The sequence below is a fragment of the Halioglobus sp. HI00S01 genome (genome assembly GCF_001635445.1).
GTDB lineage: Bacteria > Pseudomonadota > Gammaproteobacteria > Pseudomonadales > Halieaceae > Halioglobus > Halioglobus japonicus.
The window spans coordinates 100,334-119,341 of sequence record NZ_LWEE01000110.1; the positions used below are offsets into that span (position 1 = coordinate 100,334).

General features: G+C 58.1%; 17 protein-coding genes. 9 read left to right on the plus strand and 8 right to left on the minus strand.

What is annotated here, in order from left to right:
- Window positions 1-12 precede the first annotated feature (12 nt).
- The 5 genes from glp to A3709_RS13180 all read right to left on the minus strand — a co-directional run bounded on the left by glp (window position 13) and on the right by A3709_RS13180 (window position 4,610).
- A complete protein-coding gene (gene glp / locus A3709_RS13160; protein ID WP_066055282.1) occupies window positions 13-1,209 on the minus strand; it encodes a gephyrin-like molybdotransferase Glp in 1,197 nt (398 codons plus the stop codon).
- A complete protein-coding gene (moaB, locus tag A3709_RS13165; protein ID WP_066055285.1) occupies window positions 1,206-1,736 on the minus strand; it encodes a molybdenum cofactor biosynthesis protein B in 531 nt (176 codons plus the stop codon). The genes glp and moaB overlap by 4 nt, the downstream gene beginning before the upstream one ends.
- Before the next feature lie 12 nt (window positions 1,737-1,748).
- Entirely contained in the window at window positions 1,749-2,612 is an 864-nt protein-coding gene (locus A3709_RS13170; protein WP_066055287.1) for a sugar nucleotide-binding protein, read from the minus strand.
- Window positions 2,613-2,771: 159 nt separating this feature from the next.
- On the minus strand, window positions 2,772-3,290 hold the full coding sequence (gene ssb / locus A3709_RS13175; RefSeq protein WP_066055289.1) for a single-stranded DNA-binding protein: 519 nt from the start codon (window positions 3,288-3,290) through the stop codon (window positions 2,772-2,774).
- 108 nt (window positions 3,291-3,398) lie between these two features.
- Complete coding sequence (locus A3709_RS13180; protein WP_156507757.1) at window positions 3,399-4,610, minus strand: MFS transporter; 1,212 nt, start codon at window positions 4,608-4,610, stop codon at window positions 3,399-3,401.
- 119 nt (window positions 4,611-4,729) lie between these two features.
- Between A3709_RS13180 and uvrA the strand changes: the two genes are divergently transcribed.
- Together uvrA and A3709_RS13190 are read left to right on the plus strand one after the other, a co-directional pair.
- Window positions 4,730-7,576 carry an excinuclease ABC subunit UvrA gene (gene uvrA / locus A3709_RS13185; protein WP_066055293.1) on the plus strand — a complete coding sequence of 949 codons (2,847 nt, stop codon included), beginning with the start codon at window positions 4,730-4,732 and terminating at the stop codon, window positions 7,574-7,576.
- A gap of 4 nt (window positions 7,577-7,580) precedes the next feature.
- Window positions 7,581-8,312, plus strand: coding sequence for a LytTR family DNA-binding domain-containing protein (locus A3709_RS13190; protein ID WP_066055296.1), 732 nt, complete (start codon window positions 7,581-7,583; stop codon window positions 8,310-8,312).
- A 3-nt stretch (window positions 8,313-8,315) separates the two neighbouring features.
- Here the strand turns inward: A3709_RS13190 and A3709_RS13195 are convergent, their stop codons facing one another.
- A complete protein-coding gene (locus A3709_RS13195) occupies window positions 8,316-8,570 on the minus strand; it encodes a DUF6316 family protein (protein ID WP_066055299.1) in 255 nt (84 codons plus the stop codon).
- Window positions 8,571-8,739: 169 nt separating this feature from the next.
- On the opposite strand from A3709_RS13195, the gene A3709_RS13200 reads away from it, so the two are divergent.
- The 7 genes from A3709_RS13200 to A3709_RS13230 all read left to right on the plus strand — a co-directional run bounded on the left by A3709_RS13200 (window position 8,740) and on the right by A3709_RS13230 (window position 17,107).
- Window positions 8,740-9,807 carry a sensor histidine kinase gene (locus tag A3709_RS13200; protein WP_082850104.1) on the plus strand — a complete coding sequence of 356 codons (1,068 nt, stop codon included), beginning with the start codon at window positions 8,740-8,742 and terminating at the stop codon, window positions 9,805-9,807.
- Window positions 9,808-9,931: 124 nt separating this feature from the next.
- On the plus strand, window positions 9,932-10,507 hold the full coding sequence (locus A3709_RS13205; RefSeq protein WP_156507758.1) for a GspH/FimT family pseudopilin: 576 nt from the start codon (window positions 9,932-9,934) through the stop codon (window positions 10,505-10,507).
- Window positions 10,491-11,111: a type IV pilus modification protein PilV gene (pilV, locus tag A3709_RS13210; protein ID WP_066055303.1), complete on the plus strand. Its 621-nt coding sequence runs from the start codon at window positions 10,491-10,493 to the stop codon at window positions 11,109-11,111. Before A3709_RS13205 ends, pilV begins: the two co-directional genes overlap by 17 nt.
- Window positions 11,111-12,112, plus strand: coding sequence for a PilW family protein (locus A3709_RS13215; protein WP_066055305.1), 1,002 nt, complete (start codon window positions 11,111-11,113; stop codon window positions 12,110-12,112). The genes pilV and A3709_RS13215 overlap by 1 nt, the downstream gene beginning before the upstream one ends.
- Window positions 12,109-12,621, plus strand: a complete 513-nt coding sequence (locus tag A3709_RS13220; protein WP_066055308.1) for a PilX N-terminal domain-containing pilus assembly protein — start codon at window positions 12,109-12,111, stop codon at window positions 12,619-12,621. The genes A3709_RS13215 and A3709_RS13220 overlap by 4 nt, the downstream gene beginning before the upstream one ends.
- Window positions 12,622-12,686: 65 nt before the next feature.
- Complete coding sequence (locus A3709_RS13225; protein ID WP_066055310.1) at window positions 12,687-16,649, plus strand: pilus assembly protein; 3,963 nt, start codon at window positions 12,687-12,689, stop codon at window positions 16,647-16,649.
- Window positions 16,650-16,651: 2 nt separating this feature from the next.
- Window positions 16,652-17,107, plus strand: coding sequence for a type IV pilin protein (locus tag A3709_RS13230; RefSeq protein WP_066055314.1), 456 nt, complete (start codon window positions 16,652-16,654; stop codon window positions 17,105-17,107).
- 428 nt (window positions 17,108-17,535) lie between these two features.
- On the opposite strand, the gene rplQ is transcribed toward A3709_RS13230, so the two are convergent.
- Window positions 17,536-17,922: a 50S ribosomal protein L17 gene (gene rplQ, locus A3709_RS13240; protein ID WP_066055320.1), complete on the minus strand. Its 387-nt coding sequence runs from the start codon at window positions 17,920-17,922 to the stop codon at window positions 17,536-17,538.
- 61 nt (window positions 17,923-17,983) lie between these two features.
- On the minus strand, window positions 17,984-18,988 hold the full coding sequence (gene rpoA / locus A3709_RS13245) for a DNA-directed RNA polymerase subunit alpha (protein ID WP_066055323.1): 1,005 nt from the start codon (window positions 18,986-18,988) through the stop codon (window positions 17,984-17,986).
- Window positions 18,989-19,008 lie beyond the last annotated feature (20 nt).

A 19,008-nucleotide genomic window follows, 5' to 3' on the forward strand; every position in this document is an offset into this window, starting at 1 on the left:
GCTCGACAGACCTCACAAATCCAACAACAAGACCTCGACCTCATCACCAGGGGCAACCGTTGTCCCCACAGGAATGACCGCCAGGGCATTGCTGTAGCTGACAGAACTCAACACGCCTGAACTCTGGTTGGAGAAGCGCTTTGCAACCAGGCCAGTGCTGTCTCGCTCGACAATCACCCGCAGGTAATCCTGCCTGCTACCGGCGCGCTTGACGGCAAAGTCGGCCCGCGCCACCAGCGATGGTGCGGGCGCTTCCGCCAGGCCCTGCATACGCTGCAGAAAAGGTCTTGCCACCAGTTGAAAGGTGACAAATACCGATGTGGGGTTGCCGGGCAGCCCAATAAACGGCGTGTCACCGATGCGGCCAAAGGCCAGGGGCTTGCCGGGCTTAATGGCGAGTTTCCACAGCGACAGTGCACCAAGGCGCTCTACCTGTCCTTTCACGTGGTCTTCTTCGCCAACGGAAACGCCGCCAGAGGTGATGACCACATCGGCGCGCTGTGCCGCAGCCTCCAGGGCATCTCCGGTAGCCTCAGGGGTATCCGCCACCATGCCACCGTCGACAAACTCCATACCCAGCGAACGCACCAGGCCCGCCAGGGTATAGCGATTGGAATTGTAGAGCTGACCCGGAGCGAGTTCGCCCTGCCCGGGCTCAACCAGCTCATCGCCGGTCGACAGCACGGTCACGCGCAGCGGCCGGTACACCGCCACCTGCGCACGCCCGACCGAGGCCAGCAGGCCAAGGTCCTGCGGCCTGAGACGGCGGCCGCGCACCAACACGGTTGCGCCGCGGGCAATATCCTGGCCGCGAGGGCGGACATTGGCCCCCGCCTCGAGGGGATGATGAATACGCAGCTGGCCTTCTTCCTCAGTACAGTTTTCCTGCATGGCCACAGCATCAGCGCCGGGAGGGATCTCAGCACCGGTAAATATTCTGGCTGCCGTACCCGGCTCAAGTTGTTCACCTACCTGACCCGCCGCGATACGCTGCGCGACCGGCAATAATTGTCCCGCATCAGCAGCGCGCAGGGCATAACCGTCCATGGCAGAGTTGTCATTGAGCGGCACATCTATCGGCGAAGCGACATCTTCCGCCAGGGTCAGCCCCAGGGCATCCATAACGCAGACATACTGAGGTTGGGGCGGCACAGGTGCCTGGCTGACTACCTGGGCCAACGCATCAGCCAGCGGAGTCAGGCCGCTCAAGCGTGCTGGCTCCTGACGCGCAATACACCGACAAAATTACAGGGGCGGTAAGTCGAATCGAGTTGGTCGCGGATCAGGCCGCCCCAGGCAGTGCGACAGGCACCGGTGGAGCCCGGCATACAGAAGATCACCGTGTTATTGGCCAGGCCCGCGAGTGCCCGAGACTGGACTGTGGAGGAACCGATTTCCTCATAAGACAGGGCGCGAAACACTTCGCCAAATCCGTCGATGGACTTATCGAACAGCGGCGCAACCGCTTCCGGAGTCGAATCACGCCCTGAAAAGCCGGTACCGCCGGTCACCAGCACCGCCTCAATGGCATCATCGGCAATCCAGGCCGAGAGTACCGCTCGAATCTGGTAAATATCGTCGATCACTATCTGCTTGTCCCGCAGCGCGTGGCCGGCGTCGCCCAATGCATCCACCAGAAATTGTCCGGAGGTGTCATTTTCATCGGTACGGGTGTCCGAAACTGTCAGCACAGCCACACCCAGGGACTGGGGGCTGTCGTCGGTGGCCTTGGCCATGGAGAGAACTCCTTATGCTTGCTGTTCGTAGTATTGCTTGACCATATCGCCGATCGTATTGCGCCAGGGCAACTGCTTGATCGCGAAGGTATTGCGGATTTTGCTGCACTCCAGAGAGCGGTTGAGACTGGGAGCATCTTCCGACAATCGCTTCAGTTCCACCGGCTCAGGGCTGACGTCGCTAAACTGCATAGCCGCGGCCAGCACGGATTCGGCGAATTCGTAGTAGGTCGCCGTCTCGGAGCTGCAGTAGTGGAAAAAGCCCCACAGTTCAGCCCCCCTGCTGAGCTGGTCGATAATCGCCGAGACCACCCGGGCGCCGTCATCCGAAGACACCGGGCAACCGCGCAGGTTGTTATCCAGCACCAGCTGCTTGCCGCGGCGCATATCCCCCAGCATCTGCGTCACCAGGTTGGGTCCATCACTGGCGAAGACCGGCCCCAGCCGCAGAATAAGGTGACGGTCACAATTCTCTCGCACGACCTGTTCAGCGGCAGCCAGTAACGGGCCCACCCCCTCCTCGCTATCGGGAATATCGTCTTCGTTGTACATGCGGTCGAGCTTCCCGGAGAACACCCGGGCACTGGACACAAACAAATGGGCGGCGCCATCACGCTGACAGCACTTTGCCACCCAGTGACTGCGTTTCAGATCGAGATCGCCAATCTCCTGACCACTGTCAGCCACCGCTTCAATACGAATATCCACTACCAATTCTGCGTCAACGCGGCGAATGGCCTTCTTGGCCTGGCGCTCACTTTTCCAACGCGATGCCGCCCACGTCACACTGGTGACCTCGTGCCGCCCCTTGTAAGCGAGAAATTCGCCGAGGGCACGCCCCAGCGGGCTGTCAGAACCGAGAAGAAGAACGCGCAAAATGTAACAACTGTCGTGAGTATGGAAGCCTGAAAGGTAACATATTTGCCGGCCAGTGGGCGTCGCGGCCGGTAAATTTGGAAAAAGTACCGGTGGGAGCCCCCAAAACCCAAAAAGGCCGCTAAATGCGGCCTTTCAAGGGAGCGAAACACGGTTTCGTCAGAACGGAATATCGTCGTCGAAATCGCCGAAATCCTGAGGGGCAGGTTGTGCCGCGGAAGCCGGCGCGCTCTGCGGCACTGCCGCGGCGCCACCGGATTGTCCTTGCGGTGCCTGGCTGAAGCCACTGTCACCGCCGTAACCACCCTGTTGACCACCGCCAGCACCGCGGGGGTCGAGCATCTGCATTTCGTTGACGACGATTTCGGTGGTGTAACGGTCCTGGCCGGACTGATCCTGCCATTTCCTGGTTTGCAGAGAACCCTCCACATACACCTTGGAGCCCTTTTTCAGGTACTCACCGGCAATTTGGCCCAGACGATAGTTGCCCCGATCGCGGAACACGACCCGGTGCCACTCGGTGCGCTCTTTCTGTTCGCCGGTCTGGCGATCCTTCCAGGTCTCACTGGTGGCGATGCTGGCGTTGGTCACTGCCCCACCGTCCGGGAAGAAGCGGGTCTCCGGGTCGTTACCCAGATTGCCGACGATGATCACTTTATTGACTCCGCGTGACGCCATGGAGGTTCCTCTCAATACTGGTAAAAAGATTATTTTTGCGAACGCAGGACTATAACAATCCCCTGCCGTGAAAGCGACCGCCGCCTGTCATCAAAAGGCGGCGTGCGCCTAGTCTCTCGCGGGCGCAGAAGCCGCCAGGTTCACGCTCGCGAACCCGGGCAGTGACAGCATCCACCAAAGCCCGCCCAGCGCCACGCAGGCGGCAAACAAGGCCGACTGGCCACCGGTTTGCAGCAGCCAGCCACCGGCCGCGCCACCGGCAAAAGCACCGAGAAACTGGCAGGTGGAGAACACGCCCAACGCGGTTCCCTTGCCGCCGGGGAATACAGCCTTGCTCACCAGAGATGGCAGCGTGGCTTCGAGGTAGTTGAAGCCGATGAAAAACACCCACAGGCCAAGGTAGATCGCGAGCGGCGCCGGGGTGCTCGCCATCAGGCCCAGTGCGCCTACCACCAGCGTAATTGCCACCAGAAAGACCTCGCGGAGCCTACCCTTGCGCTCGGCGAGTATCATCAATGGCACCATACCCAGCAGCGACAGGACGAGAGCCGGTAGATACACCTGCCAATGACTGTCTCGCCCCAGNCCCGCCACATCGCGGAGCAGCTGGGGCACCACCAGAAAGCAGGCCATCAAGACAAAATGCAGGCAGAACACCCCAAAATTCAGACGCAGCAGATGGGTATTGGCCAGGCTGCGTGCCAACAAGGCGCCGCGCAGGCCAACCTCATCGTGCTGCATGCCCCGCGGCGGCGTGGGTACCAGTGCTACCACAATCAGGATACCGCCAAGCGCCAGTACCGAGGTGAACCAGAACACCAGCGACAAACCACCGGCCGTGGCCAGTACAGGCCCCAGGATCAGCGCCAGCGCGAACGACATGCCAATACTCATCCCTATCACCGCCATAGCCTTGGTGCGCTGCTCATTGCGGGTCAGGTCTGCGGCCAGAGCCATGACAGTGCTGGCAATGGCACCGGCTCCCTGGAGCGCGCGCCCGGCGATAATGCCGTAAATATCATCGGCCATCGCGGCCAGACCGCTGCCGAGGGCAAACACCAGCAGGCCACCGATAATCACCGGTTTGCGACCGATGCGATCGGATAACCAACCCAAGGGGATCTGCAACAGCGCCTGACTCAAGCCATATATACCCAGCGCCAGGCCAATGGCAGTGGGCGATACTCCCTCCAACCCCTCGGCATAGAGCGCAAGCAGTGGCAGGACCATAAAGAGGCCGAGCATACGGAAACTGTAAAGCAGCGCCAGGGAGCTGACGGTGCGCCGCTCCTGTTGGCTCATGGGGTGTTCAGTAATCATGGGTTGGTGGCCAAAAAACAGAGCTCAATGATAACAGTTCCCAACTACTCTTTGCATGCCCAGTACCGGTAGCAGTACACTGATCCGTTTCGGTTTCACAGCGGTATCAAGGCCCAGACATGGACACTATTCACGTTCGCGGCGCACGCACGCACAACCTTAAGAACATCGATCTGGACATCCCCCGCGACAAGCTAGTGGTGATTACGGGTCTGTCTGGCTCGGGCAAGTCATCACTGGCCTTCGATACCCTGTACGCGGAAGGGCAGCGACGTTACGTGGAAAGCCTGTCCACCTATGCCAGGCAGTTCCTGTCAATGATGGAAAAGCCCGACATGGACCACATCGAAGGTCTGTCGCCAGCGATTTCGATCGAGCAGAAGTCGACCTCGCACAACCCAAGGTCCACCGTGGGCACCATCACCGAGATCTATGATTACCTGCGTCTGCTGTTTGCACGGGTGGGAGAGCCCCGCTGCCCTGAGCACGGGCTCAGCCTGCAGGCGCAGACGGTGAGCCAAATGGTGGACAGCGTGCTGGCACTGCCAGAGGGCAGTAAACTGATGCTGCTGGCGCCCGTTGTCCGCGACCGCAAGGGTGAGCATCTGCACGTGTTTGAGGAACTTCGCGCATCGGGCTTTGTGCGCGCGCGCATCGACGGCATCGTCACCGACCTGGACGACGTGCCAGAGCTGGAGAAGAATAAGAAGCACCGCATTGAGGTGGTGGTAGACCGATTCAAGGTCCGTGCTGACCTAGGCCTGCGCCTGGCCGAGTCCTTCGAGACCGCACTCGGCCTCACTGACGGCCTGGCCTCCGTCTCGTGGATGGACGGCGAAGGCGACGATATCGCCTTTTCGGCTCGCTTTGCCTGCCCCACCTGTGGCCATAGCATCGACGAGTTGGAACCACGCCTGTTCTCATTCAACAACCCAGCAGGGGCCTGCCCGAGCTGTGACGGCCTGGGTGTCAAACAGTACTTCGACCCCGAGCGTATTGTCCTGCACCCCGAGGCGAGCCTCGCCGAGGGCGCAATTCGCGGCTGGGACCGGCGTAACGTCTACTACTTCCACATGCTCACGTCGCTGGCTGAGCACTACGGATTTGACATCGATGCGCCATTTGAATCACTGAGCAAGAAACATCGCCAGGTAATCCTGCACGGGTCGGGCAAGACTGAGATCGCCTTCGCTTATGTGAACGATCGCGGCGACGTGTTCAAGCGCACCCATCCCTTCGAGGGCATTATCCCCAACATGGAGCGGCGCTATCGCGACACCGATTCGAACTCTGTGCGCGAGGACCTGGCCAAGTTCCTGACCACAGCCCCCTGCCCCGACTGTGGCGGCACGCGCCTACGCGAGGATGCCCGCCACGTATTCGTGGATGAGCGAAATTTGCCGGCCATTACCGATATGTCTGTGGGTGAAGCTGAGGACTACTTCAATGCACTGGAACTGGAGGGTCGCGAAGGCGAAATTGCCGACAAGATTCTAAAGGAGTTGCGCGCCCGATATCGCTTCTTGGTCGACGTAGGCCTCAACTACCTGACCCTGAACCGTAGCGCAGAGACGCTGTCAGGCGGCGAAGCCCAGCGTATCCGTCTGGCGTCACAGATTGGCGCCGGGCTTGTCGGCGTCATGTATATCCTCGACGAACCCTCTATTGGCCTACACCAGCGCGACAACGAACGCCTGCTCAACACCCTGACGCACCTGCGTGACCTCGGCAACACCGTGCTGGTGGTCGAGCACGATGAGGACGCGATTCGCACCGCCGACCACATTATCGATATTGGCCCCGGCGCCGGTGTGCACGGTGGGCAGGTAGTCGCGGAAGGCCCGATGAAAGCCATTGTGGCCAATAAAGCGTCCCTCACCGGTGACTACCTCTCCGGGCGACGCAAAATTGAGGTACCGAAAAAGCGGACCGAAGCAGACCCGAAGAAACAACTGGTCCTGTCCGGTGCGCGCGGCAACAACCTGCAGGACGTCACTCTGGAGGTGCCGGTGGGATTGCTCACCTGTGTCACCGGCGTCTCAGGTTCAGGGAAATCCACGCTGATTAACAGCACGCTCTACCCACTGGCGGCCACCGAGCTCAACGGCGCCACGACCCTTACCCCGGCGGCCTACAACAGTATCGAGGGCATGGACCATATCGATAAATGTATCGACATCGACCAGAGCCCGATCGGCCGCACACCGCGCTCCAACCCGGCCACGTATACCGGCATTTTCACGCCCGTGCGCGAGCTGTTCGCCGGCACCCAGGAAGCGCGCTCACGCGGCTACAAGCCGGGACGTTTCAGTTTCAACGTGAAAGGTGGACGCTGCGAGGCCTGTCAGGGCGACGGCGTGACCAAGGTGGAGATGCACTTCCTGCCGGACATCTATGTACCCTGCGACGTGTGCAAGGGGAAACGCTACAACCGTGAGACCCTGGAAATCCGCTACAAGGGCAAGAACATCAACGAAGTGCTCGAGATGACCGTGGAAGACGCGCTGGAGTTTTTTGAAGCCGTGCCCGCCATCAACCGCAAGCTACAGACACTAATGGATGTTGGCCTGTCCTATATTCGCCTGGGCCAGGCTGCGACCACGCTTTCTGGCGGGGAAGCCCAGCGAGTCAAGCTATCCCGCGAGCTCTCCAAGCGCGACACAGGCAAAACCCTGTATATTCTTGATGAACCCACTACCGGCCTGCACTTCGAGGACATCAAGCAATTGCTGGAGGTGCTTCACCGCCTGCGTGACCACGGCAACACCATGGTCATCATTGAACACAACCTTGACGTGATTAAAACCGCCGACTGGATTATCGACCTCGGCCCCGAGGGTGGCTCCGGCGGCGGCCAGATCATCGCCACTGGTACGCCCGAAGAGGTCGCCAAGACCAAGGGCTCCTTCACCGGCCAGTTTCTCGCCCCCATGCTCAAACCCAAACGGGGCAAAAAGGCCGCCTGAAGCCATGAAAATTTTGGTCGTCGACGACGAGCCCCTGGCGCGCGAGCGGTTACTGAGACTAGTGGCGCGCCTGCGCCCCGACGCAGACTGCCTGGAGGCCAGTGACGGGGAGGCCGCACTGCAACTAGCCAGGCAACACTTGCCCGAACTGATTTTGCTCGACATTCGCATGCCCGGACTGGGCGGTATCGAGGTTGCTGCGGCACTGGCAGAACTGGAAGCCCCGCCAGCTATCGTGTTCTGCACCGCCTATGACGAATACGCACTACAGGCCTTCCAGCAGCAGGCCGTGGCCTACCTGCTGAAACCGGTGCGCGAGGCCGACCTGGAAAAAGCGCTGCTANCCGCAGGCAAGGTCAACCGCCTGCAACTGGCGGAGCTGAATAGCCTTGGCAGCGGCGATATCGAGCTGATTTCCAGCCAGACCCACCGGGGTGTCGCCACCCTGCCACTCAAAGATATTCGCTGTTTCGTCGCGGAGCACAAATACGTAACCGCGCACACACCCGCTTCACAGCTGGTGCTTCAACATAGCCTGCGGGATCTTGAAGAGATTTACGGTGACCGATTTTTACGCGTCCACCGCAATACACTGGTAGCAACTGCCCATATTCAACGCCTGGAAAAAAGCGATGAAGGCAGCTGGTGCGTGGTACTGGGTGGCATGGACGACAAACCGATTATCAGCCGCCGCCATTTGAGTGAAGTCAAAGCGAGAGTCGCGAACCCCGAGTAGGGTTTACTTGGGCTTCAGCGACCAGTCACTGTGCCCTGGCGTCGCCGCGTGGTCGTCCGTGGTACCATCGCCGAGAATCCCTGAGTTAGCGACTTTGATATAGGCCTCAAGGCGAGCCTGAGCCTGTATTCGGTCGCCAAAAGGCCCCTCCGTCGTACCCTCGCGGGTCGCGAAAAACCACTGTCCATTGTGCTCGAAAAAGCGATCTGAGCGAAAAAAGCTCTTCTCTTCCTGGTCGCTTTTGCGTCGTTCTGTCATGGCCGTTTATCTGTCGCTGAGAGAGTCAGTGAATACACCTCAAACTGTAGCACAAGCACCCGCCAACCCTCGGTCAAAAAACGTGACCCAGCGCACGTTTTGAACCGCACTGGACGACTGGAGCAAGCCCGGTCATGATGATGCCAAACCCTCGAACGAAGGAATTGGCATGTCCGCAGGCCTGCCCTCGCAAACAGACCCCACTGGCAGTGACGCCAGCGAGGGCGGCGCACTCTTTATTCCCAATCTGTGCAGCCCCCATGCGGTGCTGTTTATGGTACTGCTCACCGAGCTCATTGTGATGGTCCATGTACTGGCGAGCAGCAGCCTGCGGGGCTTCGACTGGCCCCTGCTGGCCGGCGGTTCAATGCTGGCGCAGTGGATTGTACTGCTTAGCGGTGCCTTGCTGTGCTGGCTGCGTGAACCCCTCTCCGGCTTCTCGCTCCCCATAGCCACCATCCTGTGCCTGATCATCATCAGTCTGGTCACTGCGTTGAGCAGCTATCTCGGCCAGACCCTGCTGGCGCCGCTGACAGAGGTGCCCCGGCAGGTCAGCTGGATTGTGCGCAACGTGGTCATCGCCAACGTGCTAGGCGGTATAGTGTTGCGGTACTTCTCCCTGCAACAGCAATTACAGATCCAACAACGCGCCGAGTTGCAGGCCCGCCTGGACTCGCTGCGCGCCAGAATCCACCCGCATTTCCTATTCAATACACTAAACAGCATTGCCAGCCTCATCGAAACCCGCCCGGAGCGGGCCGAACAGGCTGTGGAGGACCTGGCCGAGCTATTTCGAGCCAGCCTCAAGGACAGCAACAATCCCACGACCGTGGCAGACGAGCTGCATCTGGTCGATCTTTATCTGGCGATTGAAAAACTCCGTCTAGGAGGCAGACTGGAGGTAACCCGGGAAATACAACCTGACTGTCTCCCGGTTGCCATGCCATCACTGCTGCTGCAACCGCTTGTGGAAAACGCGGTTTACCACGGCGTGGCAGCGATTCCCGCGGGTGGCGAAATAGCCATCCGCATCTGGTGGGAGAACCACTGTCTTCACGCCCGCATTGAGAACCCTACCCCCATTAAAGCACCGGCCTCTGAGGGAAATCAGGTGGGCCTGGCCAATGTGGAGCTGCGCCTGAAGGCCATGTTCGGCGCCAGCGCCACCCTGGTCGCCAGCCACGCCGCCGGAAGGTTTGTCGCCGAACTCCGCTACCCCACCAAAAAAAGTGATTAAAATCACATTTTTCCTTTGATTCCCACCGCTTATCGCGGTTTCTTACCGTTTATCAATAAGCATATTGCTTGTCTTAGGCGAGTTTCTAAACTACGCGTCGGGGGGAGTACTTTTGGAGTGCGAATTGCTCAGAACAAGAAGACAACAACGCGGCTTTACCCTAGTCGAGCTCATGATCGTACTGGCAGTGCTAGCAGCGACGCTGTTGCTCGCCGTGCCGGGACTGCTAGATCTGATCCGCAACAATCAGATGGTGACTGATGTCTACGCATTGCGGGCCACACTGAGCAACGCCCGCTCAGAGGCCATGGCGCGTCGCGCCAGGGTGGTTGTATGCCCGACCAATGACGGAACCAATTGCCTCGCCACCGGTGACTGGGGGGGCGGCTATATGAGCTTCGTGGACATGGACGCCAATACAGCGCCTGATCCCAATGATCCCAACGAAGAACGAATCCAATGGGAGCCCCGCGAACGCGCCATGAATATTCTGTACAGCAATTCGGAGCAGGCAGTAATTTTCAACCCGCGCGGCACTGCGCTTGATTACGAAGGCACCTTCGAATTCTGTGACGAGCGCGGTGCTGATGGTGCCCGCGCCCTCATCCTCAACGCGGTAGGTTCGGTGCGCTCTGCCACCGACACCAATGCCAGCGGCACAGTGAACGACCATGGAGGCATTGATGTCACCTGCACCTGATCTGAACTCTGTCCTACGTCAGCGCGGCATGACGCTGATCGAAGCGCTGATCGCGGCGGTTATTCTCGCGATTGGCATTCTGGGCATTGTCAGCCTGCTCGGCATTTCCAAGGTAGCTCAGCACGACACCGTGCAGCGGACCCGAGCGGTGTCGCTGGCAGATGACTTGCTGGAGCGTATTCGGCGCAATCCGGAGGGAGTCGCTGAGTACACTGCCCACAACCCCATGAACGGTGCAGCTCCGACTGCCATTGGCACAGATTGCAGCACAGTCAGTTGTTCTGCTGTGGACATGGCCAAGTACGACTTGAATGAATGGGAGAATTTGCTCGCAGGTTCTTCCGTGACCGTTCCCGACCCGAATGGCAATCCCGTCAGCACCGCCTTACTGCGCGATGTCTCTGCCTGCGTTAACGTCACCACAAACACCGGTATGACCAATACGGGCACTATCGACGTCATTATTCAGTGGCGCGGTCTCAGTGAGACCTTTGACGGAGCTACCGATGACACCATCTGCGGTACCGACTGGAATAGCGACGATAAGCCCTACCGCCGCCAGGTAGTGATTAGCAGCTTTATCTTTGATGAGGGCGATATGTGATGAGCAACCGCCAACAACAGGGCTTTTCACTGATCGAGTTCATGGTAGCGATGTTGCTCGGCCTTATAGTGATTGCCGGCGCCGCCTCAGTCTATCTCGCTTCGAAACAATCACTCACCGAGGGTGACCAGGTAGCGGGCATTTCAGAGAATGGCCAGTTTGCCCTGCAAATGATCAGCTATTCCGCTAAGCATGTCGGCTTCTTCGGCGGTGCTTACTTCGAAGATATTACCGAAGACGGCTCGTTAACCGACGTTACCGGTGACTGCACTGGCCCCGCAGCTGCCTACGATACCGAGCAATCGCTGGTGGCAACCACCGCAACCAGCGCCACCGTGTTCGGCTGTATCACCGACGCGCTGCCCGGCAGCGACGTACTCGTCATCAAAAACGTGATTCCAGATCCGATCGCCGCAGACCCCAATGACGCCAGCGGGAATACATTCCCGATTGCAGACATAGATAGCGAAACCACCTACCTCGTCACCAACAACGAAAACGGCATCTTGGTAGATGGCGCGGATACCATGCCAGATATCGCCGTTGGTTCGGCCTACGCTATGGCCAATGCCTGGCCATACAATGTCGAAATATATTATGTACGCAACAACCCTGCGACCCCCAACACAACGCTGAGCCGTAAGGTCTTGACCTGGAATGGTTCGGAGATGGCAATGAATGAACCTCCCCAGGATCTGGTCCAGGGAGTTGAGAACATGCGTTTTCTGTTCAGCTTCAACACAGGTATAGACGGTACTGCGGACACCATGGCCGCGGATGATCCCAACAATGTGGGCGCTTCAGGCTGGGACCAGGCTACTTCCATGCAGGCCTATATTCTGCTGCGCGCCGAAAACGATGACTACGATTACACCAACGACAAGACCTACACCCTGGGTGATCGCGTGATCACGCCTGACGATACGTTCCGACGGGTACTACTGCACGCAGATATCACCCTGCGTAACCCCAGAATTATTCTTCGCGGAGCAGGCACATGAAGACCTCCCCCCATCGATCACAATCGGGTATCGCCCTAGCTATTGCGCTGCTGTTTCTGCTAGTCGTGACCATTATCGCCATCACCGCCGCGAACAACAGTGCCCTAGGCTTGAAGATGTCTTCCAACATGCAGGACTCTTATCGCTCATTCCAGGCCGCGGAAGCAGGCATCTATGGCACGTTGGCACTTGCAGGCTCCGGCGCCGCCACAGAGCCGTTTGATCGACGCTCATCCGTCACGGACCCCTTTGCGGGCCTGACCACGACGCATCCACTGCGCAATATCGCCGACGATCCCAATGATCCGACAACGAGCAATGTCGAAGTCGAAATTTCCCTGATGGGAATGGATCGCACCTGCCCACGCCCACCCTCCACCACCGGCGGCAGCAGTATTGGCGTCTTCGATTGCGATTACTACCAGATTCGTTCGGAGCACGAGCAGGAAGGCCGTGCACGCACCCAGGTGGAGCTGGGTGTCGTTAAAACCGTGATCGGCGGTGGCTGATACTTCCATGAACACAACTCGACAAAACTCTTTGCAGCTATTCAAAGGCATCGGAGGATACCTCGATGATTAACCGTAATATCTCCACCCTCGGGCAATTCGCCCGAGGCGCAGCGTTGACCTTCCTGGCAGCCAGTCTAGGCACCAGTGCCGATGACACTGAGATTTACAAATCAGAATTTGATGCCGCCTCCGGGGCGCGTCCGAAGGTTCTTATTGTCTTTGATGACTCTGGAAGTATGGGCACACAGGTAACAGGTGAGCGGCCACCGTATGACCCTACTGCCTCTTATGATGGCGGTGCACCGGATGGGCGGATTTACTGGGCAACACGGGATGCCAATGGCGAAGTTTCTGCGCCTGCACCTACCAGTAATCAGTATTTTTCCGCCAGCGCCAACCGCTGTGATGCATCATATAGTTCACTGGATAGCTTCGGCCGGTTTACACCAGAGCGCGCCCTGCGCTGGGTCGACTCCTCTATTGAAGAAGGACAGTGCACCTACCAGTGCCCGGAAGGCACAACCTACCGCAACCCCCCAGGCCCCAATAACGCCGGCTGCTATACGCTTACAACAAGCACAGACCCCGTACAGGCATTGGTCAGACAGCGAAATGACGGCAATAACAATTGGTGTCCAAATGGCATGATCTATGTGGACCCTCCGGGTTCAAACAACGACGCATGCTATGCATGGGAAGACACTGGTCCCGGTGTCACAGGTTATGTCTATCGCGAGCCCGACAGCAGCAACAACTGTTCATCTGGACTTACGCGATTGATTACCGGCGAACCACACTACAGCGATGGCACCAGAGACGATTGCTACGAACGGGTGACTACTGGCCCGGTTTATGAAGAAACCTGGACCTGGTCAGGCCCTCAAGTGCAGGTCTGTGATGAAGACACTGTCGTGCCGGGTTCCTGGGAGGACCTGAGCACCAGTTCATCTTCGCGCACCACAAGTCACGTCGAGTGTCGCAATGATGTCGTCGACGCAAACCCGGCGAACGGCACCGGGCAAGCCGACGGCTACCCACAGGACAATGTCCCAAATGGCAGTGAATATGGCGACGCGATCGACAACAATGTCGACTGGGGCGACGAAGCACTGACGTTTTTCACCTCTCATTATATTGATTACCTGAATGACGACAGTCTGATCATCACCCGCTCACGCCTGGAGATCGCCCAGGATGTGATTGGCACCATGATCGAAACAAATACCAGCATCGATTTTGGACTCATGGAGTTCAATCGCAACGCCTATAGTTCAATAGGCGACGAGAATGTCTATAACGGAGGTCGAATCATTCAGCGCATTAACACTGATATGACAGAGACCCAGCGCGAAAACCTTGTCACGTTGGTTGAGGGTATTCAGGCTTCGGGAAGTACCCCGCTGTGTGAATCCTTCTATGAGGCCTACCGATATATAGCCGGCGAGGCTGTGCTATGGGGCAACAGCAGAGCTCCTACCAGCAACTATGCCACCTCAGACAATGCCCCCAAAGATTCCTCCGCAGAATCCGGGGGCACTTACGTACAACCCAGTACCAATTGTGCCTACACTTATGTCATTCTCATGACAGATGGAGCGCCTCAGAATGATATCTCGGCCAATTCGTATATCAAGGCATTGACCGGCGCTTCCTCGTGCAGCAGCTATCCATTCGCTGGCCAGGGGAACAAGGAAAGCTGCATGCCTGAACTCGCCGAATACATGGCGAATAACGACCTCGACGGTGATTCCACCAACGGCGACCAATACGGCATTACCTATACCATTGGCTTTGCAACCGAGCAGCAGCTACTGCAGGATACTGCCGAGAAAGGTAAAGGCGACTATTATACGGCGGAAAGTGCCGAGGAACTCGCCAACGCCTTCCAGGGTGCGCTGGTAGGTATTCTGTCACGCGAAACCACATTTACATCACCTGCCGTGGCGGTAGATACCTTCACTCGAACCCGGAGCCGCAACGAAGTGTTTTACGCGATGTTTGAACCCGGGGCGACTGTGGACTGGATCGGCAATATCAAGAAACTCAAGGTCAAGATTGACGGCGACGATGCAGTCATCGTGCAGGCGGATGGCACCACTCCTGCGCTGGACTCGACCTCTGGTGACATTCTGGATACTGCCACGACGTTCTGGAGTCCCGGCGGCGACGGCGGCAAGGTCAACAAAGGCGGTGTCGGTGGTCTGCTCGCTGCGCGAGACCCCGCAACCCGCTCTATCTACATAAATACCGGCGACGGCGGCGAATTACAGGCATTTAATTCAACCAACATTACTGCCACCAGCATGGGTGTGGAAAGCACGACTGCGCTCTGGGCGCTTTTCGGGGCAGCGACCAGCGATGCATTTGAAAGGCAGCTGAACTGGGCCCGTGGTTACGATACCTACGATAAGGACGACGACCCCACAACGACGGTACGGAACTGGATACTGGGCGACATTCTGCACAGCCAGCCTCTGGTTGTGAACTATGGCGCACGCACCGCTAACTTCAGTGCCGACAACCCGGATATGCGCATTATCTCCGGCACAAACAATGGATTTGTGCACATGTTCGGCAATGGCGACGGTCAGGAAGACTGGGCTTTCTTCCCCAAAGAGTTAGCCAGTATTCTCCCAGAGCGCCGTCGCGACCAGTTGTCCAACGACAACATTTACGGCATGGACCTTACTCCCGTCTCCTATACCTACGACGCCAACGGCGACGGCTCCATCAAAGCGGCTGACGGCGACAAGGCCTGGGTCTTCCTTGGCATGCGCCGCGGCGGCAAAGCCTACTACGCACTGGATATCACTACCCCTGATTCACCGGACTTTATGTGGCGAATCGGTTCTGATATCAGCGGTTACTCGGAGATGGGACAAACCTGGTCGGAACCCACCGTCACTAAAATCCCGGGATACGTTGACGATGCAGGTAACTCCAAACCAGTGCTGATCTTTGGCGCGGGTTACGCGATCAACAAGGACAACACTGGTCTGGGCACTTCAGACTCCGAAGGTCGCGGCATCTTTATCGTCGATGCTGCCACCGGCGCGCTGGTATACAGCATCACCCCGGCAGCCACCAGCGCGACCAATTTGCAGGAAACTGGCCTGGTCCATTCAGTACCGGGTGACGTGACCGCCTTTGACAGCAATGCCGACGGCCTGACCGATCGCATTTACTTCGGTGACACCGGCGGCAACATCTGGCGCGTCGACCTCGCGGGCAATGAATTACCCGATGCCAGCAACACCTACTGGCAGATAAATCTGCTGGCAGCGCTGCGCGGCATCAACAATGCCAACGACAGGCGTTTCTTCAACGCCCCCGATGTTGTGCGAATCCGCGAGGATGGCGTAGCCATTGATGCGGTGATTATCGGCTCCGGCGACAGGACCAACCCCGTCGCCACGGATGTACAGAATCGTCTGTACGTGTTGCGAGACGAGGGCACCGCTGTCTACTCGACCACACGCCCCGCGGTGGCCGCATGTGGCGCTGATCCAGCGCCCGCCGACTTCCGCTGCAAAATGCCGCTGAACGAAGGCAAACTTTACGATATTACCTCCAATGCGCTGAACTCCGATGATGAATCTACTCGCAATACAGCCGCCGCCGCACTGGAGAGCAAGAACGGGTGGATGATGAACCTCAATGGCGCTGGTGAAAAGAGCCTGGCCAAAACGCTGACCATCAATGGCACTGTGTATGCGAGCACCTACACACCGTCGAACCTGGTAAGCGACATCAATATCTGTGAGCCTCAGGCAGGTACCGGTCAGATGTACATCGTTGACCTATACGACGGTGATCGCAGCACCGTTATCCTGGGCGCGATTATCCCTGATACACCTTCACTACACTTCTCGGAAGACGGATCAATCCGTATTCTCCTGCCGCCAGGTGCACCACCGACGTCAGTCAACCACCCCGGCACGGTAGATTGCTCGGGCGGCATTTGTGATATTGACGAGACGCTGCGTCCACCGTACGGCAACTACTGGTACCAGGAGGACTACTAAGCATGGAGATTTCGCTACAGCGCATGAGGCCGCAGCAGGGCTTCACACTGATTGAAGTCATGATTGTGGTAGTGATCGTAGGGATCTTGCTGGCTGTTGCACTACCGTCTTACCAGGAAGCTCTGCGCAAAGGGCGCCGAGCTGACGGGATCGACAAGCTGCTGGAGCTAGCCAACCGCCAGGAACAATTCATGCTAGACCGCAGCACCTACACCGCCAATCTGGCAGATCTCGGCTACGATGCGCCCTTTGTCTCCGATGAAGGGCACTACAGCATGACAGTTGCCGCCTGTGCCGGCGGCAGCATTGATCGCTGCTACACCCTAACGGCCACGCCCACTGGAACATCACCCCAAAATGGCGACGAGCGGTGCTTTGCCTTTACTCTGGATTCAACTGGCGCGAAAACTGTGGCAGAAGAGGACGGCTCTGATGCCGCCGCTAATAACTGCTGGTAAGCCAAGGAGAAGAAAAGATGAGTTACTCCAAAATGTTCATGATCAGCCTGTGTCTCACAGCGACCGCAGCCCTTGCACAAGCACAACAACGGACTTTCCCGGTCAATAACTACGATTGCCAGGTCATTACCTCTACAGGCGCTCGCGCCCTGCTAACGCTTCAGGCCAATACCCTCGAAGAAGCCGAGAGCAATGCATTGGGCAATATGGCCAGCACCATGCTGGAGACGCAGGANCCCGCCGTTGAAGTGACCGAGTGTGTCGCCGCGGGGGATAGCTTTAGCGATCTCAGCTTCGACAGCTGGCGAAACTCCCTGCCACGCTAATATCCACTGTTCTAGCACCTACAAAAAAGCCGGGCATAGAGCCCGGCTTTTTTATGCGACCTGTAACAGCCGCTCTTACAAACGCCCTATCGGGCCGAGGAATCAATCCTCGTCGTCGTAAGCCTCAACCTGGGGGCGATCCACCAGCTCAACGTAGGCCATGGGAGCCTTGTCGCCAGCGCGGTAGCCGCACTTCAGGATGCGAATGTAACCGCCGGGACGAGACTCGTAGCGCGGGCCCAGTTCATTGAAGAGCTTGCCGACGGTCGCCTTGTCGCGGGTGCGGTCGAAAGCCAGGCGGCGGTTAGCCACGCTGTCTTCTTTGGCCAGGGTGATCAGAGGCTCAGCATAGCTGCGCAGCTCTTTCGCCTTGGGCAGGGTGGTTTTGATCAGCTCGTGCTCCACCAGTGAGTTGGTCATGTTACGGAACATGGCCTTACGGTGGGAGGAGTTGCGATTCAGTTGACGTCCACTGTGACGATGACGCATTTTTCCAATCTCTCTATTAAGGTGCTATCTCAGCACACTGCTATTCAGTTGACCGGGGAGCTTAGACGCTCAGTACCCGGTCGTCGTTTTTCAAGCTGGCGGGCGGCCAGTTGTCCAGGCGCATACCCAGGGACAGACCACGTGAAGCCAGTACATCCTTGATCTCGGTGAGCGACTTCTTACCCAAGTTCGGGGTTTTCAGCAGCTCAACCTCAGTGCGCTGCACCAGGTCGCCGATGTAGTAAATGTTCTCTGCCTTGAGACAGTTGGCGGAGCGAACGGTCAGTTCCAGATCGTCCACAGGGCGCAGCAGAATCGGATCTACTTCGTCCTCTTCCTCAACAGACTCAGACTCAGATTCGCTCTCCAGGTCAACAAACACGGCCAACTGCTGCTGCAGGATGGTCGCGGCGCGACGGATCGCCTCTTCCGGGTCGATAGTGCCGTTGGTCTCCAGGTCCAGGATCAGCTTGTCCAGGTCGGTGCGCTGCTCTACACGAGCCGCGTCAACCACGTAGGACACGCGATGTACTGGCGAGAAGGTGGCGTCCAGCTGCAGGCGACCAATGGAGCGGGTCTCCTCTTCCGGATTCTCACGAGAATCGGCGGGAGAGTAGCCGCGGCCACGGGCCACAGTCAGCTTCATGTTGATTTCGCTGTCGCCATTCAGGTGGCAGATCACGTGATCCGGGTTGCGGATCTCGATGTCGTGGTCCACCTGGATGTCGCCGGCAGTTACTGCACCCGGGCCTTTCTTGGTCAGGGTCAGCTCTGCTTCATCCTTGCCGTTCATCACCAGGGCAACGCCCTTGAGGTTCAGCAGGATTTCGATAACGTCTTCGTTAACACCTTCGATTGCACTGTACTCGTGCAATACGCCGTCGATCTCCACCTCGGTGATTGCACAACCGGGCATGGAAGACAGCAGGATACGGCGCAGGGCGTTACCCAGAGTGTGGCCAAAGCCACGCTCCAGGGGTTCCAGGGTTACCTGGGCGCGAGTAGCGTTCTTTTCATCAACGTTGATTACTCGCGGGGTCAAAAATTCAGTCACTGCACTCTGCATACGGGGCACCTTTGTAGGTT

Bases quoted from the DNA above. Each gene is read 5' to 3' on its own strand.
- moaB (WP_066055285.1), bottom strand. From the start codon at position 1,736: ATGGCCAAGGCCACCGACGACAGCCCCCAGTCCCTGGGTGTGGCTGTG.
- ssb (WP_066055289.1), bottom strand. From the start codon at position 3,290: ATGGCGTCACGCGGAGTCAATAAAGTGATCATCGTCGGCAATCTGGGT.
- uvrA (WP_066055293.1), top strand. From the start codon at position 4,730: ATGGACACTATTCACGTTCGCGGCGCACGCACGCACAACCTTAAGAAC.
- A3709_RS13195 (WP_066055299.1), bottom strand. From the start codon at position 8,570: ATGACAGAACGACGCAAAAGCGACCAGGAAGAGAAGAGCTTTTTTCGC.
- A3709_RS13200 (WP_082850104.1), top strand. From the start codon at position 8,740: ATGTCCGCAGGCCTGCCCTCGCAAACAGACCCCACTGGCAGTGACGCC.
- pilV (WP_066055303.1), top strand. From the start codon at position 10,491: ATGTCACCTGCACCTGATCTGAACTCTGTCCTACGTCAGCGCGGCATG.
- A3709_RS13215 (WP_066055305.1), top strand. From the start codon at position 11,111: ATGAGCAACCGCCAACAACAGGGCTTTTCACTGATCGAGTTCATGGTA.
- A3709_RS13220 (WP_066055308.1), top strand. From the start codon at position 12,109: ATGAAGACCTCCCCCCATCGATCACAATCGGGTATCGCCCTAGCTATT.
- A3709_RS13225 (WP_066055310.1), top strand. From the start codon at position 12,687: ATGATTAACCGTAATATCTCCACCCTCGGGCAATTCGCCCGAGGCGCA.
- A3709_RS13230 (WP_066055314.1), top strand. From the start codon at position 16,652: ATGGAGATTTCGCTACAGCGCATGAGGCCGCAGCAGGGCTTCACACTG.
- rplQ (WP_066055320.1), bottom strand. From the start codon at position 17,922: ATGCGTCATCGTCACAGTGGACGTCAACTGAATCGCAACTCCTCCCAC.
- rpoA (WP_066055323.1), bottom strand. From the start codon at position 18,988: ATGCAGAGTGCAGTGACTGAATTTTTGACCCCGCGAGTAATCAACGTT.